At 39.7% G+C, this 17338-nt stretch carries 16 protein-coding genes; 9 read left to right on the plus strand and 7 right to left on the minus strand.

The window, feature by feature from the left end:
- The first annotated feature begins 51 nt into the window (after nt 1-51).
- From AAFQ93_RS02135 to AAFQ93_RS02170, 8 genes are all read left to right on the plus strand, one after another.
- Nucleotides 52-921 (plus strand): ROK family protein, encoded by an 870-nt coding sequence (locus AAFQ93_RS02135; RefSeq protein WP_375555479.1) that lies wholly within the window; start codon nt 52-54, stop codon nt 919-921.
- Entirely contained in the window at nt 915-2795 is a 1881-nt protein-coding gene (locus tag AAFQ93_RS02140; protein ID WP_375555480.1) for a beta-N-acetylhexosaminidase, read from the plus strand. Before AAFQ93_RS02135 ends, AAFQ93_RS02140 begins: the two co-directional genes overlap by 7 nt.
- Before the next feature lie 203 nt (nt 2796-2998).
- The gene (locus AAFQ93_RS02145; protein WP_375555481.1) at nt 2999-3928 is read left to right on the plus strand and encodes an ABC transporter permease; all 930 of its coding nucleotides are present in this window, start codon (nt 2999-3001) and stop codon (nt 3926-3928) included.
- A gap of 13 nt (nt 3929-3941) precedes the next feature.
- Entirely contained in the window at nt 3942-4862 is a 921-nt protein-coding gene (locus AAFQ93_RS02150; RefSeq protein WP_006149055.1) for a carbohydrate ABC transporter permease, read from the plus strand.
- Between the two features lie 109 nt (nt 4863-4971).
- A complete protein-coding gene (locus AAFQ93_RS02155) occupies nt 4972-6459 on the plus strand; it encodes an ABC transporter substrate-binding protein (RefSeq protein WP_000800381.1) in 1488 nt (495 codons plus the stop codon).
- A 157-nt stretch (nt 6460-6616) separates the two neighbouring features.
- A complete protein-coding gene (locus tag AAFQ93_RS02160) occupies nt 6617-7306 on the plus strand; it encodes a lysostaphin resistance A-like protein (protein WP_375555482.1) in 690 nt (229 codons plus the stop codon).
- A gap of 131 nt (nt 7307-7437) precedes the next feature.
- Nucleotides 7438-8424: a rhodanese-related sulfurtransferase gene (locus AAFQ93_RS02165; RefSeq protein ID WP_375555483.1), complete on the plus strand. Its 987-nt coding sequence runs from the start codon at nt 7438-7440 to the stop codon at nt 8422-8424.
- Nucleotides 8425-8551: 127 nt separating this feature from the next.
- Entirely contained in the window at nt 8552-9409 is an 858-nt protein-coding gene (locus tag AAFQ93_RS02170) for a DUF4299 family protein (protein WP_375555484.1), read from the plus strand.
- 156 nt (nt 9410-9565) lie between these two features.
- Here the strand turns inward: AAFQ93_RS02170 and AAFQ93_RS02175 are convergent, their stop codons facing one another.
- The 7 genes from AAFQ93_RS02175 to AAFQ93_RS02205 all read right to left on the minus strand — a co-directional run bounded on the left by AAFQ93_RS02175 (nt 9566) and on the right by AAFQ93_RS02205 (nt 16266).
- The gene (locus tag AAFQ93_RS02175) at nt 9566-10534 is read right to left on the minus strand and encodes a DUF6574 domain-containing protein (protein WP_375555485.1); all 969 of its coding nucleotides are present in this window, start codon (nt 10532-10534) and stop codon (nt 9566-9568) included.
- Between the two features lie 87 nt (nt 10535-10621).
- Nucleotides 10622-11530: a DUF4097 family beta strand repeat-containing protein gene (locus tag AAFQ93_RS02180; protein WP_375555486.1), complete on the minus strand. Its 909-nt coding sequence runs from the start codon at nt 11528-11530 to the stop codon at nt 10622-10624.
- Nucleotides 11523-12116, minus strand: a complete 594-nt coding sequence (locus tag AAFQ93_RS02185) for a DUF1700 domain-containing protein (protein WP_375555487.1) — start codon at nt 12114-12116, stop codon at nt 11523-11525. Before AAFQ93_RS02185 ends, AAFQ93_RS02180 begins: the two co-directional genes overlap by 8 nt.
- Nucleotides 12103-12429, minus strand: a complete 327-nt coding sequence (locus AAFQ93_RS02190) for a PadR family transcriptional regulator (protein WP_000273853.1) — start codon at nt 12427-12429, stop codon at nt 12103-12105. The genes AAFQ93_RS02185 and AAFQ93_RS02190 overlap by 14 nt, the downstream gene beginning before the upstream one ends.
- 173 nt (nt 12430-12602) lie before the next feature.
- Nucleotides 12603-13028 carry a hypothetical protein gene (locus AAFQ93_RS02195; RefSeq protein WP_375555488.1) on the minus strand — a complete coding sequence of 142 codons (426 nt, stop codon included), beginning with the start codon at nt 13026-13028 and terminating at the stop codon, nt 12603-12605.
- Between the two features lie 41 nt (nt 13029-13069).
- Nucleotides 13070-14551, minus strand: coding sequence for a gliding motility protein (locus AAFQ93_RS02200; protein ID WP_375555489.1), 1482 nt, complete (start codon nt 14549-14551; stop codon nt 13070-13072).
- A gap of 548 nt (nt 14552-15099) precedes the next feature.
- Complete coding sequence (locus tag AAFQ93_RS02205) at nt 15100-16266, minus strand: MFS transporter (RefSeq protein ID WP_223140397.1); 1167 nt, start codon at nt 16264-16266, stop codon at nt 15100-15102.
- 249 nt (nt 16267-16515) lie between these two features.
- On the opposite strand from AAFQ93_RS02205, the gene AAFQ93_RS02210 reads away from it, so the two are divergent.
- Nucleotides 16516-17316, plus strand: a complete 801-nt coding sequence (locus AAFQ93_RS02210; RefSeq protein WP_375555766.1) for a glycosyltransferase — start codon at nt 16516-16518, stop codon at nt 17314-17316.
- The last annotated feature ends 22 nt before the right edge of the window (nt 17317-17338 follow it).

The following is a 17338-nucleotide window of genomic DNA, read 5'->3' on the forward strand; positions in this document are numbered from 1 at the left end:
CGAAAAAGTAAGAACCAACTACTGACTCGCTCCTTTTTACAGGTGAAAGCAATGACCATTGCAACGATTGATATCGGAGGGACTGGCATTAAGTTTGCTAGTCTAACTCCTGATGGAAAGATTTTAGATAAGACCAGCACTCCAACCCCAGAAACTCTAGAAGATTTGTTGGCTTGGTTGGACCAACGCTTGTCAGAACAGGACTATCGTGGGATTGCTATGAGTGTTCCAGGAGCGGTCAATCAAGAAACAGGAGTGATTGAGGGAATTAGTGCCATTCCTTACATTCATGGATTTTCATGGTACCAGGCCCTTGCTCATCACCATCTACCTGTCCATCTAGAAAATGATGCCAACTGTGTTGGACTTAGTGAACTGCTAGCTCATCCTGAGATTGAAAATGCAGCTTGTATTGTGATTGGTACAGGGATTGGTGGGGCCATGATTATCAATGGTAAACTTCACCGAGGCCGTCATGGCTTGGGTGGAGAGTTTGGCTACATGACAACCATCGAACCAGCAGAAAAACTCAATAACTGGTCACAACTAGCTTCTACAGGAAACATGGTTCGCTATGTGATTGAAAAATCAGGACAGTCTGATTGGGATGGCCGTAAGATTTACCAAGAGGCTGCAGCAGGCAATGCCCTTTGCCAAGAAGCCATTGAGCGTATGAATCGTAATCTAGCTCAAGGACTACTCAATATCCAGTACCTAATCGACCCAGATGTCATTAGCCTAGGTGGCTCTATCAGTCAGAACCCAGATTTTATCAAAGGGGTGCAAAAAGCGGTAGACGTCTTTGTGGAAAGATATGAAGAGTATACAATTGCTCCAGTGATTCAAGCTTGCACCTATCAGGCAGATGCCAATCTCTACGGTGCCCTTGTCAACTGGTTACAGGAGGAAAACCAATGGTAAATTTTACCGGAATTAGCAGTAAACAACAGCAAGCTATAGACTTACTTCAAAAGCACATTTCTCTACCAGATGTAGAAGTGGCAGTCTCTCAGTCTGACCTAGCTTCTATCTCTATCAAGGGTGAGGGCGGAAACTATCAATTGACCTATCGAAAACCTCATCAACTCTATCGCGCCTTGTCTGTTCTTGCAACAGCATTAGCAGAAGGTGACAAGGTGGAGATTGAGGAGCAAGCGGCTTATGAAGATTTAGCCTACATGGCGGATTGTTCCCGTAATGCGGTTCTAAATGTTGCATCTGCCAAACAGATGATTGAAGTCTTGGCTCTCATGGGTTATTCAACCTTTGAGCTCTATATGGAAGACACCTATCAGATTGAAGGGCAACCCTATTTTGGTTATTTCCGTGGGGCTTATTCAGCTGAAGAATTACAGGAAATCGAAGCCTATGCCCAGCAGTTTGACATGACTTTTGTACCTTGTATTCAGACCTTGGCCCACTTGTCAGCCTTTGTCAAATGGGGTGTCAAAGAAGTCCAGCAACTTCGTGATGTAGAGGACATTCTCCTCATCGGCGAAGAAAAAGTTTACGACCTAATCGACGGCATGTTTGCTACTTTGTCTAAACTACAAACACGCAAGGTCAATATCGGCATGGACGAAGCCCACTTGGTTGGTTTGGGACGATATCTTATCTTAAACGGTGTTGTGGACCGTAGCCTCCTCATGTGCCAACATTTGGAGCGCGTGCTGGATATTGCAGACAAGTATGGTTTCCACTGCCAGATGTGGAGCGATATGTTCTTCAAACTCATGTCAGCAGATGGCCAGTACGACCGTGATGTTGAAATTCCAGAAGAAACTCGTATTTACTTAGATCGTCTAAAAGACCGTGTGACCTTGGTTTACTGGGATTATTATCAGGATAGCGAAGAAAAATACAACCGTAACTTCGGTAACCACCACAAGATTAGCCAGGATATTGCCTTTGCAGGTGGTGCTTGGAAGTGGATTGGTTTCACACCACACAACCATTTCAGTCGTCTCATCGCTGTCGAAGCTAACAAAGCCTGCCGTGCTAATCAGATCAAGGAAGTCATTGTGACTGGTTGGGGAGATAATGGTGGTGAAACAGCTCAGTTCTCTATTCTGCCAAGTCTACAAATCTGGGCAGAACTCAGCTACCGCAACGATTTAGACCGTTTGTCAGATCATTTCAAGACCAATACAGGTCTATCGGTTGAGGACTTTATGCAGCTTGATCTTGCCAATCTCTTGCCAGACCTACCAGATAATCTCAGTGGCATCAATCCCAACCGCTATGTCTTTTACCAGGATATTCTTTGCCCAATTCTTGATAAGCACATGACACCTGAACAAGACAAACCGCACTTTGCCCAGGCAGCTGTGACTCTTGCTGCTATCAAAGAAAAAGCAGGTACCTACGCTTATCTTTTCGAAACTCAGGCCCAGTTGAATGCTATTTTAAGTAGCAAAGTGGATGTGGGACGACGCATTCGTGAGGCTTATCAAGAGGATGATAAAGACAGCTTGCAACAAATCGCTAGAGAAGAACTGCCAAAACTCAGAAGTGAGATTGAAAACTTCCACAAGCTCTTTAGCCAGCAATGGTTGAAAGAAAACAAGGTCTTTGGTTTGGATACAGTAGATATCCGTATGGGTGGACTCTTGCAGCGGATCAAGCGAGCAGAAAGTCGCATTGAAAACTACCTAGCAGGCGAAATCTCTCGTATTGACGAACTAGAAGTAGAGATTCTTCCATTTACTGACTTCTACGCAGACAAGGACTTCGCAGCAACAACAGCCAACCAGTGGCATACCATTGCGACAGCTTCGACTATTTATACGACCTAGAAAAACTCTATTCAGGAAAAAAGTTTCTCGTGAAAACTATTCTTATATAAAAAAGTTCTCCACATAAAATAATTTGTGGAGTTTTTTCTATAATTAGTAGTTTAAACTATCCTTAAAATAAGAGTATACTATTTTTGTAAACGTTATCAAATCTAAAAATTGTGAGATTATCAAGTTTTAGAAAAATAAAAAGGGAGGAAATTATGAACAAGTTTTCAAAAACTTTGAGAGATAATTGGATTTTTCTCTTAATGGTTTTACCAGGGACATTATGGTTGATTTTATTCTTCTACATCCCAGTATTTGGAAATGTGGTTGCCTTCAAAGACTACCATATGACTGGTGAAGGATTCGTTCACAGTATTATAAATAGTAAATGGGTCGGACTAGATAACTTTAAATTCTTGTTTAGTTCCAAAGATGCCTTTGTCATCACTCGAAACACTGTCCTTTACAACCTTGGATTTATCTTTATCGGTTTGATCGTGTCAGTTGGTATCGCTATTATCCTTAGTGAACTTCGCTCTAAGAAAATGGTTAAAATCTACCAAACATCTATGTTATTCCCTTACTTCCTATCTTGGGTTATCATCAGTTTCTTTACAGATGCTTTCCTAAATATCGATAAAGGGCTTATTAACCACACCTTAGAAGCTCTTGGCATGAAGGGGATTAACTTCTACGCTGACATCAGTATCTGGCCTTATCTTCTCCTCTTCCTAGGAATTTGGAAAGGCTTTGGATACAGTAGTGTTATGTACTATGCAACAATCATGGGTATTGATCCAACTTACTACGAAGCAGCAACAGTGGACGGTGCTAGCAAATGGCAACGTATCCGCAACGTAACGATTCCTCAGTTGACACCACTTGTGACAGTATTGACCATCCTTGCAGTCGGAAACATCTTCCGTGCAGACTTCGGTCTTTTCTACCAAATCCCTCACAACGCTGGTCAGCTCTATAGTGTAACAAACGTATTGGACGTCTACGTCTTTAACGGTTTGACTCAGACAGCAGATATCGGTATGGCATCAGCAGCCGGTCTCTATCAGTCAGTCGTTGGTTTGATTCTGGTTATTCTATCAAACTTACTTGCAAGACGTGTTGATCCTAACTCAGCACTATTCTAGAAAGGAGGAGCACATGGCAAAAAAAATTCAAAAAGAAAAAATTGATAATGTTGGCATACACTCCTTCAGCAAGAAAGCAGATATCTTCTTTAGTATCATTTCTGGTTTGCTGGCCTTCTCTTGTATCTTGCCTTTCATCTTTGTAATCATTATCTCAGTTACAGATGAGAAGAGTATCGTTCAATATGGATATAGCTTCTTCCCATCACAGTTTGGATTAGATGGTTTTGAGTTTTTGGCTCAGTTCAAAGATAAGATTTTACAAGCACTCTTTATCTCAGTGTTTGTGACAGTTGTCGGTACATTGACAAACGTCTTTATCACGACAACTTATGCCTATGCCATCTCGCGTTCAACATTTAAGTATCGTAAATTCTTTACAATCTTCGCTCTTCTTAGTATGTTGTTCAACGCTGGTTTGGTACCAGGCTATATTGTGGTGACACAATTGCTTCACCTTGGTGATACCATTTGGGCCTTGATTGTTCCAATGCTTCTATCACCATTCAACATCATGTTGATGCGTTCTTTCTTCAAGAAAACCATCCCAGAAGCAATCCTCGAATCAGCTCGTATCGATGGAGCTAGTGAAGCTCGTATCTTCTTCCAAATCTGTTTGCCACTGTCATTACCAGGTATCGCAACGATCACACTATTGACAGCGCTTGGCTTCTGGAATGACTGGTTTAACGCCCTTCTTTACATCAAGAGTGATAACTTGTATCCGTTGCAATATTTGCTTATGCAAATTCAAAACAACATGGATTACATTGCTAAGTCAGTTGGTATGTCAGGACAACTTGCGGTTGCCCTACCAAAAGAAACAGGTCGTATGGCTATGGTCGTAGTTGCGACTGTTCCGATTGCGATCCTCTACCCATTCTTCCAACGCTACTTTGTAAAAGGTTTGACTATCGGTGGTGTTAAAGAGTAAGGATATTTAAGAAACAATGTTTCTTTTCTAACTCTGATTTTTCTGGCAAAGGAAAATCAAGAATCTAATTTTGTTAATAACTTTAAAAATAAAAAAAGGAGTTTTTATAATGAAAAACTGGAAAAAATATGCTTTTGCATCTGCTAGCCTTGTCGCTTTAGCTGCTAGCCTTGCAGCTTGTGGAAACCTTAAAGGAAACAACCAAAAAGCTGCTGAATCATCATCTTCAGGTGATAAGACTGTTATCAAAATGTATCAAATCGGTGACAAACCAGATAACTTGGACGAATTGCTAGAAAATGCAAACAAAATCATCGGAGAAAAAGTTGGCGCTAAATTGGATATCCAATACCTTGGTTGGGGTGACTACAGCAAGAAAATGTCAGTTATCACTTCATCAGGTGAAAACTATGATATCGCCTTTGCAGATAACTATGTCGTAAACGCTCAAAAAGGTGCTTATGCTGACTTGACAGAATTGTACAAGAAAGAAGGAGCTGACCTTTACAAAGCACTTGACCCAGCTTACATCAAAGGTAACACTGTAAACGGTAAGATCTATTCTGTTCCAGTAGCAGCCAACGTTGCATCTTCACAAAACTTTGCCTTCAACGGCCCACTTCTTGAAAAATATGGAATTGATATCTCAGGTGTAACTTCATACGAAACACTTGAACCAGTATTGAAACAAATCAAAGAAAAAGCTCCAGATGTAATGCCATTTGCTGTTGGTAAAAACTTTATTCCATCAGAAAACTTTGACTACCCAGTTGCAAACGGACTTCCATTCGTCATCGATCTTGAAGGCGACACTACTAAGATCGTAAACCGTTACGAAGTTCCTCGTTTCGTAGAACACTTGAAGACTCTTCACAAATTCTATGAAGCAGGATACATTCCAAAAGACGTAGCAACAAGCGAAACTTCATATGACCTTACTCAAGATACTTGGTTTGCTCGCGAAGAAACAGTAGGACCAGCTGACTACGGTAGCAGCTTGCTTTCTCGTGTTGCTAACAGAGACATCCAAATCAAACCATTTACTAACTTCATCAAGAAAAACCAAACAACTCAAGTTGCTAACTTTGTAATCTCAAACAACTCTAAGAACAAAGAAAAAGCAATGGAAGTATTGAACCTCTTGAACACTAACCCAGAACTCTTGAACGGACTTGTTTATGGACCAGAAGGCAAGAACTGGGAAAAAGTTGCAGGTAAAGAAAACCGTGTTAAAGTCCTTGACGGATACAAAGGAAACACTCACATGTCAGGATGGAACACTGGTAACAACTGGATCCTTTACATCAACGAAAACGTTACAGATGAACAAATTGCACAATCTAAGAAAGACTTGGAAACTGCAAAAGAATCTCCAGCGCTTGGATTCATCTTTAACACTGACAACGTGAAATCTGAAATCTCAGCTATCACTAACACTATGCAACAATTCGATACAGCTATCAACACTGGTACTGTAGACCCAGAAAAAGCTATTCCAGAATTGATGGAAAAACTTAAATCTGAAGGTGCTTACCAAAAAGTATTGGATGAAATGCAAAAACAATACGACGAATTCTTGAAAAACAAAAAATCTTAAGAATAATTGATTTCGTGTATTCATTCCTAAAAATTGCAATCACTGCCTTGTCTGGAACTTTCTAGATAAGGTGGTGATTCTTTTTAGAGCACATACATATATTTATCTGTATTTCGTTCGGAGATTTGATTCTACTTTTAACATTGGTTACAGACATATGAAAAAATACCATCTACTCTTTAAAATCAGTGCTATCTTATCCTACTTATTTTTCGTATATGGACTCTCTCAGCTAACACTTGTGGTCCAAAATTACTGGCAATTTTCTTCTCAGATTGGGAATTTTTTCTGGATTAAAAATCTTATCAGTCTTGTCTTTATTGGCCTCATGATATGGATTTTAGTCAAGACAGGACATGGCTACCTTTTTGTTATTCCAAAGAAAAAATGGCTATGGTATACAGTTTTGACGATTTTCGTAACTGTACTTTGCATATCTTTTAATTTTCAAACGGCAAGACATGTACAGTCAACCTCTGAAGGCTGGGCTGTACTAATCGGCTATAGTGGGACAAACTTTGCCGAGTTGGGTCTCTACCTGACCTTATTTTTCCTAGGGCCTCTGATGGAAGAGTTGATTTATAGGGGGTTGTTCCAACACGCCTTCTTTAAAGATTCGAAGCTTGGACTTGACCTGATTCTTCCTTCGGTTTTGTTTGCTCTTCCTCACTTTTCTAGCTTTCCAAATTTCTTAGATATTCTTGTTTTTTCGACATTTGGAGTATGTTGTGCTGGATTAACTCGTTATACCAAGAGTATCTATCCTGGCTATGCCGTTCATGTTATCAATAATATCGTCGCAACCTTACCATTTTTGGTAACCTTTCTTCATCGAATATTTAGTTGAAACAAGATCTGAAAATGGTCTTGTTTTTAATTTTAAGTCAAATAAATTGCATTCGCTTTCTTGGGAGAGTATACTGGTATAGTTGAATGAAAAATTCTGATAATTTAATCTTAGAAAAGAGAATCAATCTTATGTCAAAAGATATTCGTGTCTTACTATACTACCTTTATACTCCAATTGAAAATGCAGAGCAATTTGCTGCAGACCATTTGGCTTTCTGTAAGTCTATCGGGCTCAAGGGCCGTATCCTAGTGGCTGACGAAGGAATCAACGGAACCGTTTCTGGTGACTACGAAACAACGCAAAAATACATGGACTACGTTCATAGCCTTCCAGGTATGGAAGACCTCTGGTTCAAGATTGACGAAGAAAGTGAGCAAGCCTTCAAGAAGATGTTTGTTCGCTACAAGAAAGAGATTGTCCACCTTGGCTTAGAGGATGATAACTTTGACAACGACATCGACCCACTTGAAACAACAGGTGCTTACTTGTCTCCAAAAGAATTCAAAGAAGCCCTCCTAGACGAAGATACAGTTGTCCTTGATACTCGTAATGACTATGAGTACGACCTTGGTCACTTCCGTGGTGCTATTCGTCCAGATATTCGCAACTTCCGTGAGTTACCACAATGGGTCCGTGATAACAAGGAAAAGTTCATGGACAAGCGCGTCGTAGTTTACTGTACTGGTGGAGTCCGCTGTGAGAAATTCTCAGGCTGGATGGTTCGTGAAGGCTACAAAGATGTCGGTCAATTGCATGGAGGAATCGCCACTTACGGTAAAGACCCAGAAGTTCAAGGGGAACTTTGGGATGGGAAAATGTATGTCTTTGACGAACGTATCGCAGTCGATGTCAACCATGTCAATCCAACCATCGTCGGAAAAGATTGGTTTGATGGCACACCATGCGAACGCTATGTCAACTGTGGAAATCCATTCTGTAACCGTCGTATCTTGGCATCAGAAGACAACGAAGATAAATATCTCCGTGGCTGCTCACACGAGTGCCGTGTTCATCCACGCAATCGTTATGTTTTAGAGCATGAATTGACACAAGATCAAGTCATCGAGCGTCTAGCAGCGATTGGTGAGAACTTGGATCATTCTGAAGTTGTATAAAAGTAGGACAGTCCTGACGGGCTGTTTTTTTTTTCTATGCTTTTGACCAAAAAATCTTAAATTTGTTTCTGCATCTTTCAGGAAAATGGTGTATACTATATGTAAACGATTTCAAAGGAGACCATTTATGGTGAAAACATTTTTTATTCCAAATAAACAAAGTATTTTAGGACAACAGGAGATTTTAACAGCTAAGTCAGTCTTGGCCCTAGTAGATGGCTTAGAGTCACATAGTTATGACGCAGTCTATCTCCGTCAACCACTTAATCGCCTCGAGTATATCGAGTGTGGAATCGTAGGCAAGTCTCAGTTTCTCTTTAAAGTTCGTTATGCAGATGCTCAAAAAGGCTACCAAGTAATCATTCCTGACTTGATTACAAGAGCTGACTGGGAGATTGTCGAAGCTCTCTTAGAAACCTTGTCTAGCAAGGTTGGTGAAGCAGTTGAAGGATTGTCAGACTTTGATTTGGAAGACTATTTCCAAGAAACTGTTAAAAACTATCTAGCTGATAAGGATGCTCGTTTGGCCTTTTGCCAAGGAATTCTATCAACTATTTACTTTGATAAGAAGGACTTAGAAAGCTTCCTAGAAGAAAATGGCTTGGCACGTTTTGAAGAGTTAGTCAAGAAGGTCCAAGGGTCTGATGCCTATCCTGCAAGTGCTAAATTCTACCCAGATAGTGAGGGTAAGGTTCATGGCATCTATCACCTGGCTCAGGGGGTTAAGACTATTTTGCCAAAAGGTCCTGTTGTTCCTGTGCCTTATGTTGAGCAGTTGGCTGGTAAGGATCTTGTCTGGGAGATTGACCTGGTGAAAATATCTGGAGATGGTTCTAAGCCTGAAGACTATGAAGCAGTAGCTAGACTGGATTACCAAGCCTTTTTAGAAGCTCTTCCAAAGGAACTTTGTCAGGACTTGGATGCCAACCAAGTAGAGGTAGGACCAGTTTTTGGGGAAGATTTTGAAGCTTTAGCAAATAGATAAATAAGGAATCTGTGACAAAAGTTTCTATAAAGTTAAAAAGCGAACAAGATTAGTTTTCTGATTATCAGAATTCTGTCTTGTTCGCTTTTTTTGTTTTTAAAATTTTATAGTAATGATCCTCCAAAGATAATATCTTTCTATCTCGCTACCTTTATCTTACATAAAAGCTAGGATTCGTAGATATTCAAAAACCAGAGTCATTTCTGCTAGGAAGAAGAGAAACAGGATACCACCGTTAACTAGAAATGCCAAGAGAAGGCGATAGAAGGAGTCAGTTTGGCTATCTTTACTTGGTCTTGAGATGGTATAGAGGTTGGCAAGAAGTACCAAACCAATGCTAATGAGGCAGAGAAGAGCCGCAAAACGTAGACTATTAAAGAAGGCAAAGAAACTCGCAATACCCGTTAGCAGGAGAGGAAGGGCGAAGAGTCTGCTGTACTCTTGCAAGGATTTTTCCAGTGTCCAGTCATTGTCCTGATTGACAAAACGTTTAACTACAAATCCACCCATAAGGATAGAAAAGAAGAATAAACTTGTCGCTACCAAGATGGAGAAGATAGAAAAGAGATTCAGTGAAGGGAACTGCTCGCTGACATGAGAGTTGATAGCCGCCATATGGCCGTAGTAGTTATGCTTGATATGATAAATCGCACAGAAGAAACTAAGAGCAGAAAAGATAGTCAGCAGGGCAAAGGCATTATAACTATGTTTTTTATCTGTATCAATGCTTGTTGTCGGTTCTTTAAGGGCACCTTGTAGCCAAAACCAAAGATCAGCCAGTTCTTCTTTGAATACTGCGAATAGTGCTGTTTTGGCAGATACAGAATCTGGTAAAAACGGGCTTTCCAAAGATTGACTTTTCTGAGAAGCTTCTTTAACAGGTTCTTCTGACTCGTCTATCTTTTCTGATTTTTCAGCGAGCTCTTCAGTCTCTACAGTTTCCTCACTAGTTTCCTTATCTTCTGGATTGGTATGAAGATTTTCTTGAGGATTTTCCTCAACTACTGGCGCCTCGTCTCTTGTCTCTGAATCTTCTTCAAGGAGAACTGAGTCGGATGGGCTATCTTTTTTATCATTGTTGGCTGTTTTTTCGAAATCAGCACTTTCAAACCATTCTTGAGTCATAATAGACCTCCCTTTTTTGATTAATTTTTGAGTAGTAACTACTAGTTGTCTTTATTCATGATTTCTATAAGAAAGCAAGCGATCTTATTATGGGAAATAGATACTTTGATTCGATTTTGCGACGAGGAGATCTTGCGTATCTTTTTTTTCTGTTTTGTAAGGGTTCGCTAATGCTTCACCTTTACTACCTCCCGTAGGTATATCACGTCTGTCTCGATGCCAACGATAGATATCACCATGTTCAGCAGAAAATTCAAGATTGATTCGATCAAGTTCCTTCTGAGATAACTCGAGTGAGATATCTTTTCTTGCCTCGAATTCCACTCGACCATGCACTTGGATATCGTCTGCCTTGATATGTTCATGATCTGCTTGGATGCGGCTATCTGTTAGACTGGTTTCAAATACATTGACAATTCCAACTGTGATTAGTTGGCTATTTTTAATCTCGCTATCAGTGATACGAAGGAGATATCCATTTGACAGAATCTTGGCATTGCTGAGTTTTGCATTAGCAATTGAAAGGATACGATGGTTTACCTGGGCAGTTAGATTTTTTAAGTCTTTTCCTCTTGGTAATGAGAGAACAACTTCATCATTGCGACTAGAAATTCCGCTTGCGATATAGAGAATACCCTCGATACTAGAACCTATAGAGCGACGTGTAGTTGACTTGGTGTCAGTTATTTCAAGACTTTTCTCTTTGATAGAGTGTTGAAGATTTTCTTTTTCAGAGATGGTTGGATGATACTGAAGGTGAATCTTATCATCGTTTGACTCCGTAATGACGAGCGAATGTTCTGTTAGTGAGATGTTTAGATTTTCAATATCTTGATCAAAAACGAGTTCTTCCATTCGACTTTCAAATACTGGATTTTGAGACATTGCAAGGAGGCTTCTGACACCATCTGTTTGGATCCCGATGATCATCATGGAAAAACCAATGATACTAGTAACAACACCAAAGATAAGAAATCCTTTTGTCCATTTACGCATGTCTTTCACCTCTCTTTCCTCTATTAAGAATCCATTGGATAAGTCGAAGGACTAGTAATCCAAAGAAACGTGCTACATAGGAAGTTGCTAGCAAAACTAGGGACGAAGCTCCGATTGCCAGTAAACCTCCACCAAAAATCAGAATAAAAGCAGATGTAGATTCAGCTAGAATGTAGAAGCTTTCAAATAGGAGAACAGCTCCGAGAACCATTCCAGCTGCTGAAACAGCAAAGAAGGCAATAAGTACGCTGACAGCGGCGATAAAAATGCCGATGATAGCCATGAGAAGAGCAATTCCGACCGGAATTCCGATAGGAGCTGCAAGAAGGGCTAGTAGAGCGATGCGTAAAATATGGCGGTCGTTCTTGCTGGAATTTTCTTCGTTGATTTTCTTATCAAGAAGTGTAGTCAGGACATCATGGGCAGCTTCTTTTGGACTTCCCAGGCTAGCGATAAGCTCCTCCTCACCTTCTGGCCCAGCATCATCAAAGAGTTCTTTGAAGTAGTCCATGGCTTCGATACGATCAGATTGAGGCAGCTTCATCAGATAGGCTTCAAGCTGATTCAAATATTCAGTTCTTGTCATGGCGAATGCTCCCTTCTATGATGCCGTTGATAGTGTCAGTGTAGAGTGTCCATTCTTCTCGAAGGACAAAGAGTTGCTCCTCTCCGATTTCTGTCAAGGAGTAGTACTTGCGCATCCGACCTTGGTATTCGCGAGAGTATGTAGTCAGATAGCGGTTGGTATCCAGTTTTTTCAAGATGGGGTAGAGGGTAGATTCCTTGATTTTGGCAATGAGTTTAATGGTTTGGCTAATCTCATAACCATAGGAATCCCCTTGTTCTAGGATGGCCAAGATGAGAAATTCAATCAAGGCCGATGATGTTGGAAAATACATGGGGCACCTCCTTTTTTAGTATGTAAAAATTTTATATATAATTATTCTACACATACATCATACATCTATTTGTAAGCCCTGTCAAGCAATATGTGTAAAAATTTTATATATAAAAAATCTTCTAGTGAAAACTAGAAGATTGGAGGCTGTTTTGCATTACTTTGAGGCAATGCTTATCTGCAATCCTCATCATAAATGGGCGGAAGATAAAAATACTTGTCTTCAATCTTGATTTTGGCACAGAGAATGCCGTTTTGATAGACATATCCGTTAAATGGAGGATAGCTATCCAAGTTTTTTAGGATATTCTCAGGCAAAGATCTGAAATTGTAATCCCTCAGAGCCTCGGAACCAATCAATCTTTCAGTCCGATAAGCCTTGATTTCTTTTTCATATTTTTTGAGAAATGCTTCTCGTTTGCTTTCAAAGAGAGCCAAATCTCCGTCATCTAACTCGTAATAGCGTTCGTAACCAGCAATCCAAGAAATATAAACACACAGTAAAGATTTTTCTATCTCAGGAGAGTAGCCAATTGTAAAGTAATTTTCTTTGTCGACCTGCCGATTTTCTACTGTGATAGTCTGTATAAAGTTAGTCATGATAATCTCCGTTTCAGGAATGAACTAGAAAGGCTTCTCATTTAAAAATCCTTTAGCTCATCAAAGATTTCTATAAATTTTTCTTTGTCCATTCCTAAATCTTCAGGTAGTAAATCTAAGATCTCAACTAGGGCACTATAGATATCCTCTCTCTCGATTGTTTCAATAAAACAGTTACGTTTGTCCATTTTATTGAAACCTTGAGTATATTCTCTTATGAGAACTTCTACGTTTGTCATAGTGTTCTCATTGAGGTTTTCTAGAAGCTTTATAAGGCTTGCTCTAGTCTTTCTATATAGAGAGGCTGCTTTTTTTGCATTTGCGGTTGAAATATTTTCTTGTCCATCCCATGAGCGAAATGGATTATCTAGGTTTTGGGCTAGCCATTCAGCTTTCCTCGGTTTTGTTATCCAAAGATTCAGTCCCTTGTCCTGCAGTTTTTTATAATATTTTTTGGCTACTTTAGCGGCATCTTCTGGTAAGCTACTCATCCAAAACATGCTTAATTGAGGTAAATCTTCTGGTTTTGGGATATCCTCTGCAGTAAAGCCAAACAAATCAACGGTTGAAAAATTGATTAACTCTTTTAACTCTGATAATTTATGGAAATTAAGAATATTACCAGGTTTCCCCCACAATCTCAATTCCCTAAGATTTGGATAGTTATTCAAGATTTGTGCAAAGTCTATTTCAAGGATGTTAGAACAATGGATGGCTCCCAAACCCTTTAATCCCAGCACCTTAGGCAGAGAACTATCAAGTTGTAATCGTAAGCTGGCTCCATGATCCTTTGCAAGTATCTGACAATTGTCGCTTATGTCTCCTAATAAGAGTAGCTCCTCCAAATCATCATTCAATCTAAGTTCCTCTACACCTGTCAAATCAATGGAAAGTCGATGTATGGATGTCTTAGAAAAATCCAGTTTTGTTTGTCCATGATTTTCAAGAACTAGTTCTGTAATAAAAGGAGTCGATTGCAAATACTCATATATATTTTTGTGCCATTTAGTTAATGCCAACTTAGATAAACAAGGAAAGACTTTTAATTCTAATGCGTCTTCAAAAGGGGTCCACTCGTCATTGATATTGTGTTTAGAAATACGATACTCATTTCCTGCAAATGAAACCTTTTCCTTGCTTTTATCTGCTTTCTTAAATAAATCTCTTTTTTCTTTTGGGATTTCTTGCCATTTCAGTTGCCTATAAATATCGTAACCATTCCCCCAAAACATAGCATATGTGTTTGTGCTTTCTGTGGTTAATGGTCTTGTATTCCCAATAAAAATATAATTTGACGGTACATGAATATCAACATTACTCAGATGCAAGCCTCTATCCCAGTACATAAAATCAATGTACAGTGGCTTTAAGAAAGATAGTTCTTCTTCTCCTGACCAGTCTAATGACAGTAGGACAGCCTGAGGCTTTTTCTCCCCCTCTTCGATCTTGGTTATCTGGCAAGCTATGTTTTTTTTTAGATGGGTATTGTAAACACAATAGACGTCCCCTGCTTTTGCTAGCATACAAATTTCTCCTTAAATGTTACTACATTTTCAATAGTCTTTTTAGACTTTTAAACAAATACTTGTTTGTAATTGAGTTAAAACAAGTAAAGTTCTTTAAGATTTTATTTTAGATAGATTTCTGGTTTCTCAATGACTGAGCCATCCTTCAATTTTGGGAATTGAAGGATTTTATGATGCAAAAGGTTAACCTCCTTGGAAGGTTTGATTGTTAGATATTCTAGCTTTATCAGATTAATGATTGAAGTTGCGTCCTTACTTTTTAGGATACCAGTAAAAAAGTTGAAATAGCGTAACTATGGTATATCATTTAAAAAGTTAGAGGAATCTACATGGATGTTTTTAGGGGCAAAACAATCCCCTTCAATTGAGAGAGTTTCGACTTCTTTGAGAGATAAATTGTATAGTTGTTTCCATCATAGGTATATTATAGCATGTTTAGGATTCAGGGAAGTTTTGTGAAGAGTCTTATCAAACATTTTTAAAAGAAAAAGCCAGACATCCGTCTGGCTTGAAAAGTATTTCTCGTTGAGTTGAATTTCAACCTTTTAAAGGATTTTATCTGCTCGATCCACCATAAAGAGGGCGATTGTCATGATGATATCAATCACTAGAAGAATCAGTACCGCTGGAACCCAAGACTGGAACATGTTAAAACTGTAACCAAAGAGAGTTGGTCCAAAGGCCGCTAGAATGTAACCACCGGTCTGGGCAAGTCCAGATAATTGGGCCGTCTTTTCAGGAGAGCTGGTTTTGATGGAGAAGCAAACCATGAGATAAGGAAAAAGAGCGCTACAGGCAGTACCAATCAAGAGATGAGCCATCAGCCAATAAAAGAAATTACTACTTGGGTATAAGAGCATAGCAATTCCTAACATACCAGCCAGAGAGATGACTGCTAACATGATTTGACGGTGACGATTTGACAAACGCGTTGTTAAACTTGGAATGGTCATGGAGAAGGGAATGCTAATTAGTGAAAAGATAGAAGCCAGAAGTCCGGCATCCGTATGAGCTAGCCCTGCACTGATGGCCATGGTTGGTAGCCAGGTCATACTGGTATAGAAGAGTAGGGACTGCAACCCACCAAATACAATAATAGCCCAAACTTGCTTGCTTTTTAGGATATTCTCTTTTTCTTTTTTCTCGTCATGCCCTTCTAGGAAATGATTGTGGCCATGGTTGGGGAACCAGACCAATAAGGTTAGCAGGCAGACCATGGACAGGCAGAGAATCAGCCCCTTCCAAGATGTTGCCTGAGTAATGGGTACAGAGAGGTAGGAAGCTAGTGCTGTCGCGATTCCCATAGCCGTCACATAAACCGTTGTCAGAAAACTAATTTTTTGCGGGTAGTTTGCCTGAATCAGGCTAGGAAGAAGTACGTTAAAAATAGCGACACTAGCTCCGATGAGCAGGGTTCCCAGATAAAGCAATGGGAGATTGAAGATACGAAGCACTGAACCGACGGTTAAGACGAGGAGACTATAGGTAAAAAGATGCTCAAGTCCAATCTTCTGAGCCAAACGGGTTGCAAAAGAGGAGAAAAGAGCAAACATCAAGAGAGGAAGGCTGGTCAAAACCCCAAGCGAGCTGACCTCAACTCCTAAACCTTGAGCAATATCTCCCAAAACAGTTGGTAAGGCCGTAAAAGGAGCTCTTAAGACCGCTCCGATTAAGATAATTCCTAGAATAAAAAAGAGTGATCGTTTTTTCATGTGAACCTCAATAAACTGATTTTGATAACAGCTTATTTTAAGGCTTTTTCCAATAGATGTCAAGATGGTGTGAGAAAATCCGCTCCTTAGTTTAGCGAAATCATGGGTAAAAAAGAAGGATAGATTTACTAGTTTTTTTCTGGGATTCAAATAAAAATAGGAAAGTCTGGGAATTTGTGATAAAATAGTGAAAGAAAATCTATATATTGGAGAGAAACTGTGTCTGTAAATCGGAAATTTAGTGTCTTGATGTCAGTCTATATCAAAGAGAATCCAGCCTTTTTGAAAGAGGCGGTCGAGAGTATCTTACATCAAACGCTTAAGCCTAGTGAAGTGGTTATCGTTGAAGACGGTCCACTGACACCTGAACTATATCAAGTTTTGGAGGAATTGGAAGCACAGTCAAGCATTCCAATCAAACGCTGTCCACTGGAGCAAAACCGTGGGTTGGGCTTGGCGCTACAGTATGGTGTTATACAGTGCCAATATGACGTTATTGCTCGTATGGATACTGACGATATCGCTGTTGAAGATCGTTTTGAACAGCAGTTTGACTTGATGGAAAAGGAAAACTTGGATCTACTAGGCGGTCATATCGCAGAATTCATCGATCAACCTGATGAAATTGTTTCTTACCGTCGTGTGCCGACTAAGCACGAAGAGATTATCGCCTACCAACGTATGAGAAGTGCCTTTAATCATATGACGGTTATGTTTAAAAAAGAGATGGTTCTTAAGGCAGGTAACTATGAAGATGGGCTCTATATGGAAGATGATTTGCTCTGGCTTAATATGATTAGCGCTGGTGCTCGGACTGGAAATGTGGATCAGATTCTTTGTAAGGTACGCGTGGGAGCGGGGATGTTTGAACGTCGTGGTGGCCTTCGCTATCTCAAACTCTATCGCCAAGCACGTCAAAGAATGCACGCGCGTGGACAGATTTCTTATGGCGAATATCTGAAAAGTGTTTTAATCCAAGTTGTCGTTGCCCTATGTCCAGGCTTTGTCCGACAGTTTATATTTTTAAAACTATTGAGAAAAAGCAAATAACTAATCGGTTTTAGAAAAATAT

Origin of the sequence: Streptococcus nidrosiense (assembly GCF_042140045.1) — a bacterium.
Taxonomy (GTDB): domain Bacteria; phylum Bacillota; class Bacilli; order Lactobacillales; family Streptococcaceae; genus Streptococcus; species Streptococcus nidrosiense.

Excerpts from the sequence above, each read along its gene's own strand:
- AAFQ93_RS02135 (WP_375555479.1), top strand. The coding sequence starts at position 52 with ATGACCATTGCAACGATTGATATCGGAGGGACTGGCATTAAGTTTGCT.
- AAFQ93_RS02140 (WP_375555480.1), top strand. The coding sequence starts at position 915 with ATGGTAAATTTTACCGGAATTAGCAGTAAACAACAGCAAGCTATAGAC.
- AAFQ93_RS02145 (WP_375555481.1), top strand. The coding sequence starts at position 2,999 with ATGAACAAGTTTTCAAAAACTTTGAGAGATAATTGGATTTTTCTCTTA.
- AAFQ93_RS02150 (WP_006149055.1), top strand. The coding sequence starts at position 3,942 with ATGGCAAAAAAAATTCAAAAAGAAAAAATTGATAATGTTGGCATACAC.
- AAFQ93_RS02155 (WP_000800381.1), top strand. The coding sequence starts at position 4,972 with ATGAAAAACTGGAAAAAATATGCTTTTGCATCTGCTAGCCTTGTCGCT.
- AAFQ93_RS02160 (WP_375555482.1), top strand. The coding sequence starts at position 6,617 with ATGAAAAAATACCATCTACTCTTTAAAATCAGTGCTATCTTATCCTAC.
- AAFQ93_RS02165 (WP_375555483.1), top strand. The coding sequence starts at position 7,438 with ATGTCAAAAGATATTCGTGTCTTACTATACTACCTTTATACTCCAATT.
- AAFQ93_RS02170 (WP_375555484.1), top strand. The coding sequence starts at position 8,552 with ATGGTGAAAACATTTTTTATTCCAAATAAACAAAGTATTTTAGGACAA.
- AAFQ93_RS02175 (WP_375555485.1), bottom strand. The coding sequence starts at position 10,534 with ATGACTCAAGAATGGTTTGAAAGTGCTGATTTCGAAAAAACAGCCAAC.
- AAFQ93_RS02180 (WP_375555486.1), bottom strand. The coding sequence starts at position 11,530 with ATGCGTAAATGGACAAAAGGATTTCTTATCTTTGGTGTTGTTACTAGT.
- AAFQ93_RS02185 (WP_375555487.1), bottom strand. The coding sequence starts at position 12,116 with ATGACAAGAACTGAATATTTGAATCAGCTTGAAGCCTATCTGATGAAG.
- AAFQ93_RS02190 (WP_000273853.1), bottom strand. The coding sequence starts at position 12,429 with ATGTATTTTCCAACATCATCGGCCTTGATTGAATTTCTCATCTTGGCC.
- AAFQ93_RS02195 (WP_375555488.1), bottom strand. The coding sequence starts at position 13,028 with ATGACTAACTTTATACAGACTATCACAGTAGAAAATCGGCAGGTCGAC.
- AAFQ93_RS02200 (WP_375555489.1), bottom strand. The coding sequence starts at position 14,551 with ATGCTAGCAAAAGCAGGGGACGTCTATTGTGTTTACAATACCCATCTA.
- AAFQ93_RS02205 (WP_223140397.1), bottom strand. The coding sequence starts at position 16,266 with ATGAAAAAACGATCACTCTTTTTTATTCTAGGAATTATCTTAATCGGA.
- AAFQ93_RS02210 (WP_375555766.1), top strand. The coding sequence starts at position 16,516 with ATGTCAGTCTATATCAAAGAGAATCCAGCCTTTTTGAAAGAGGCGGTC.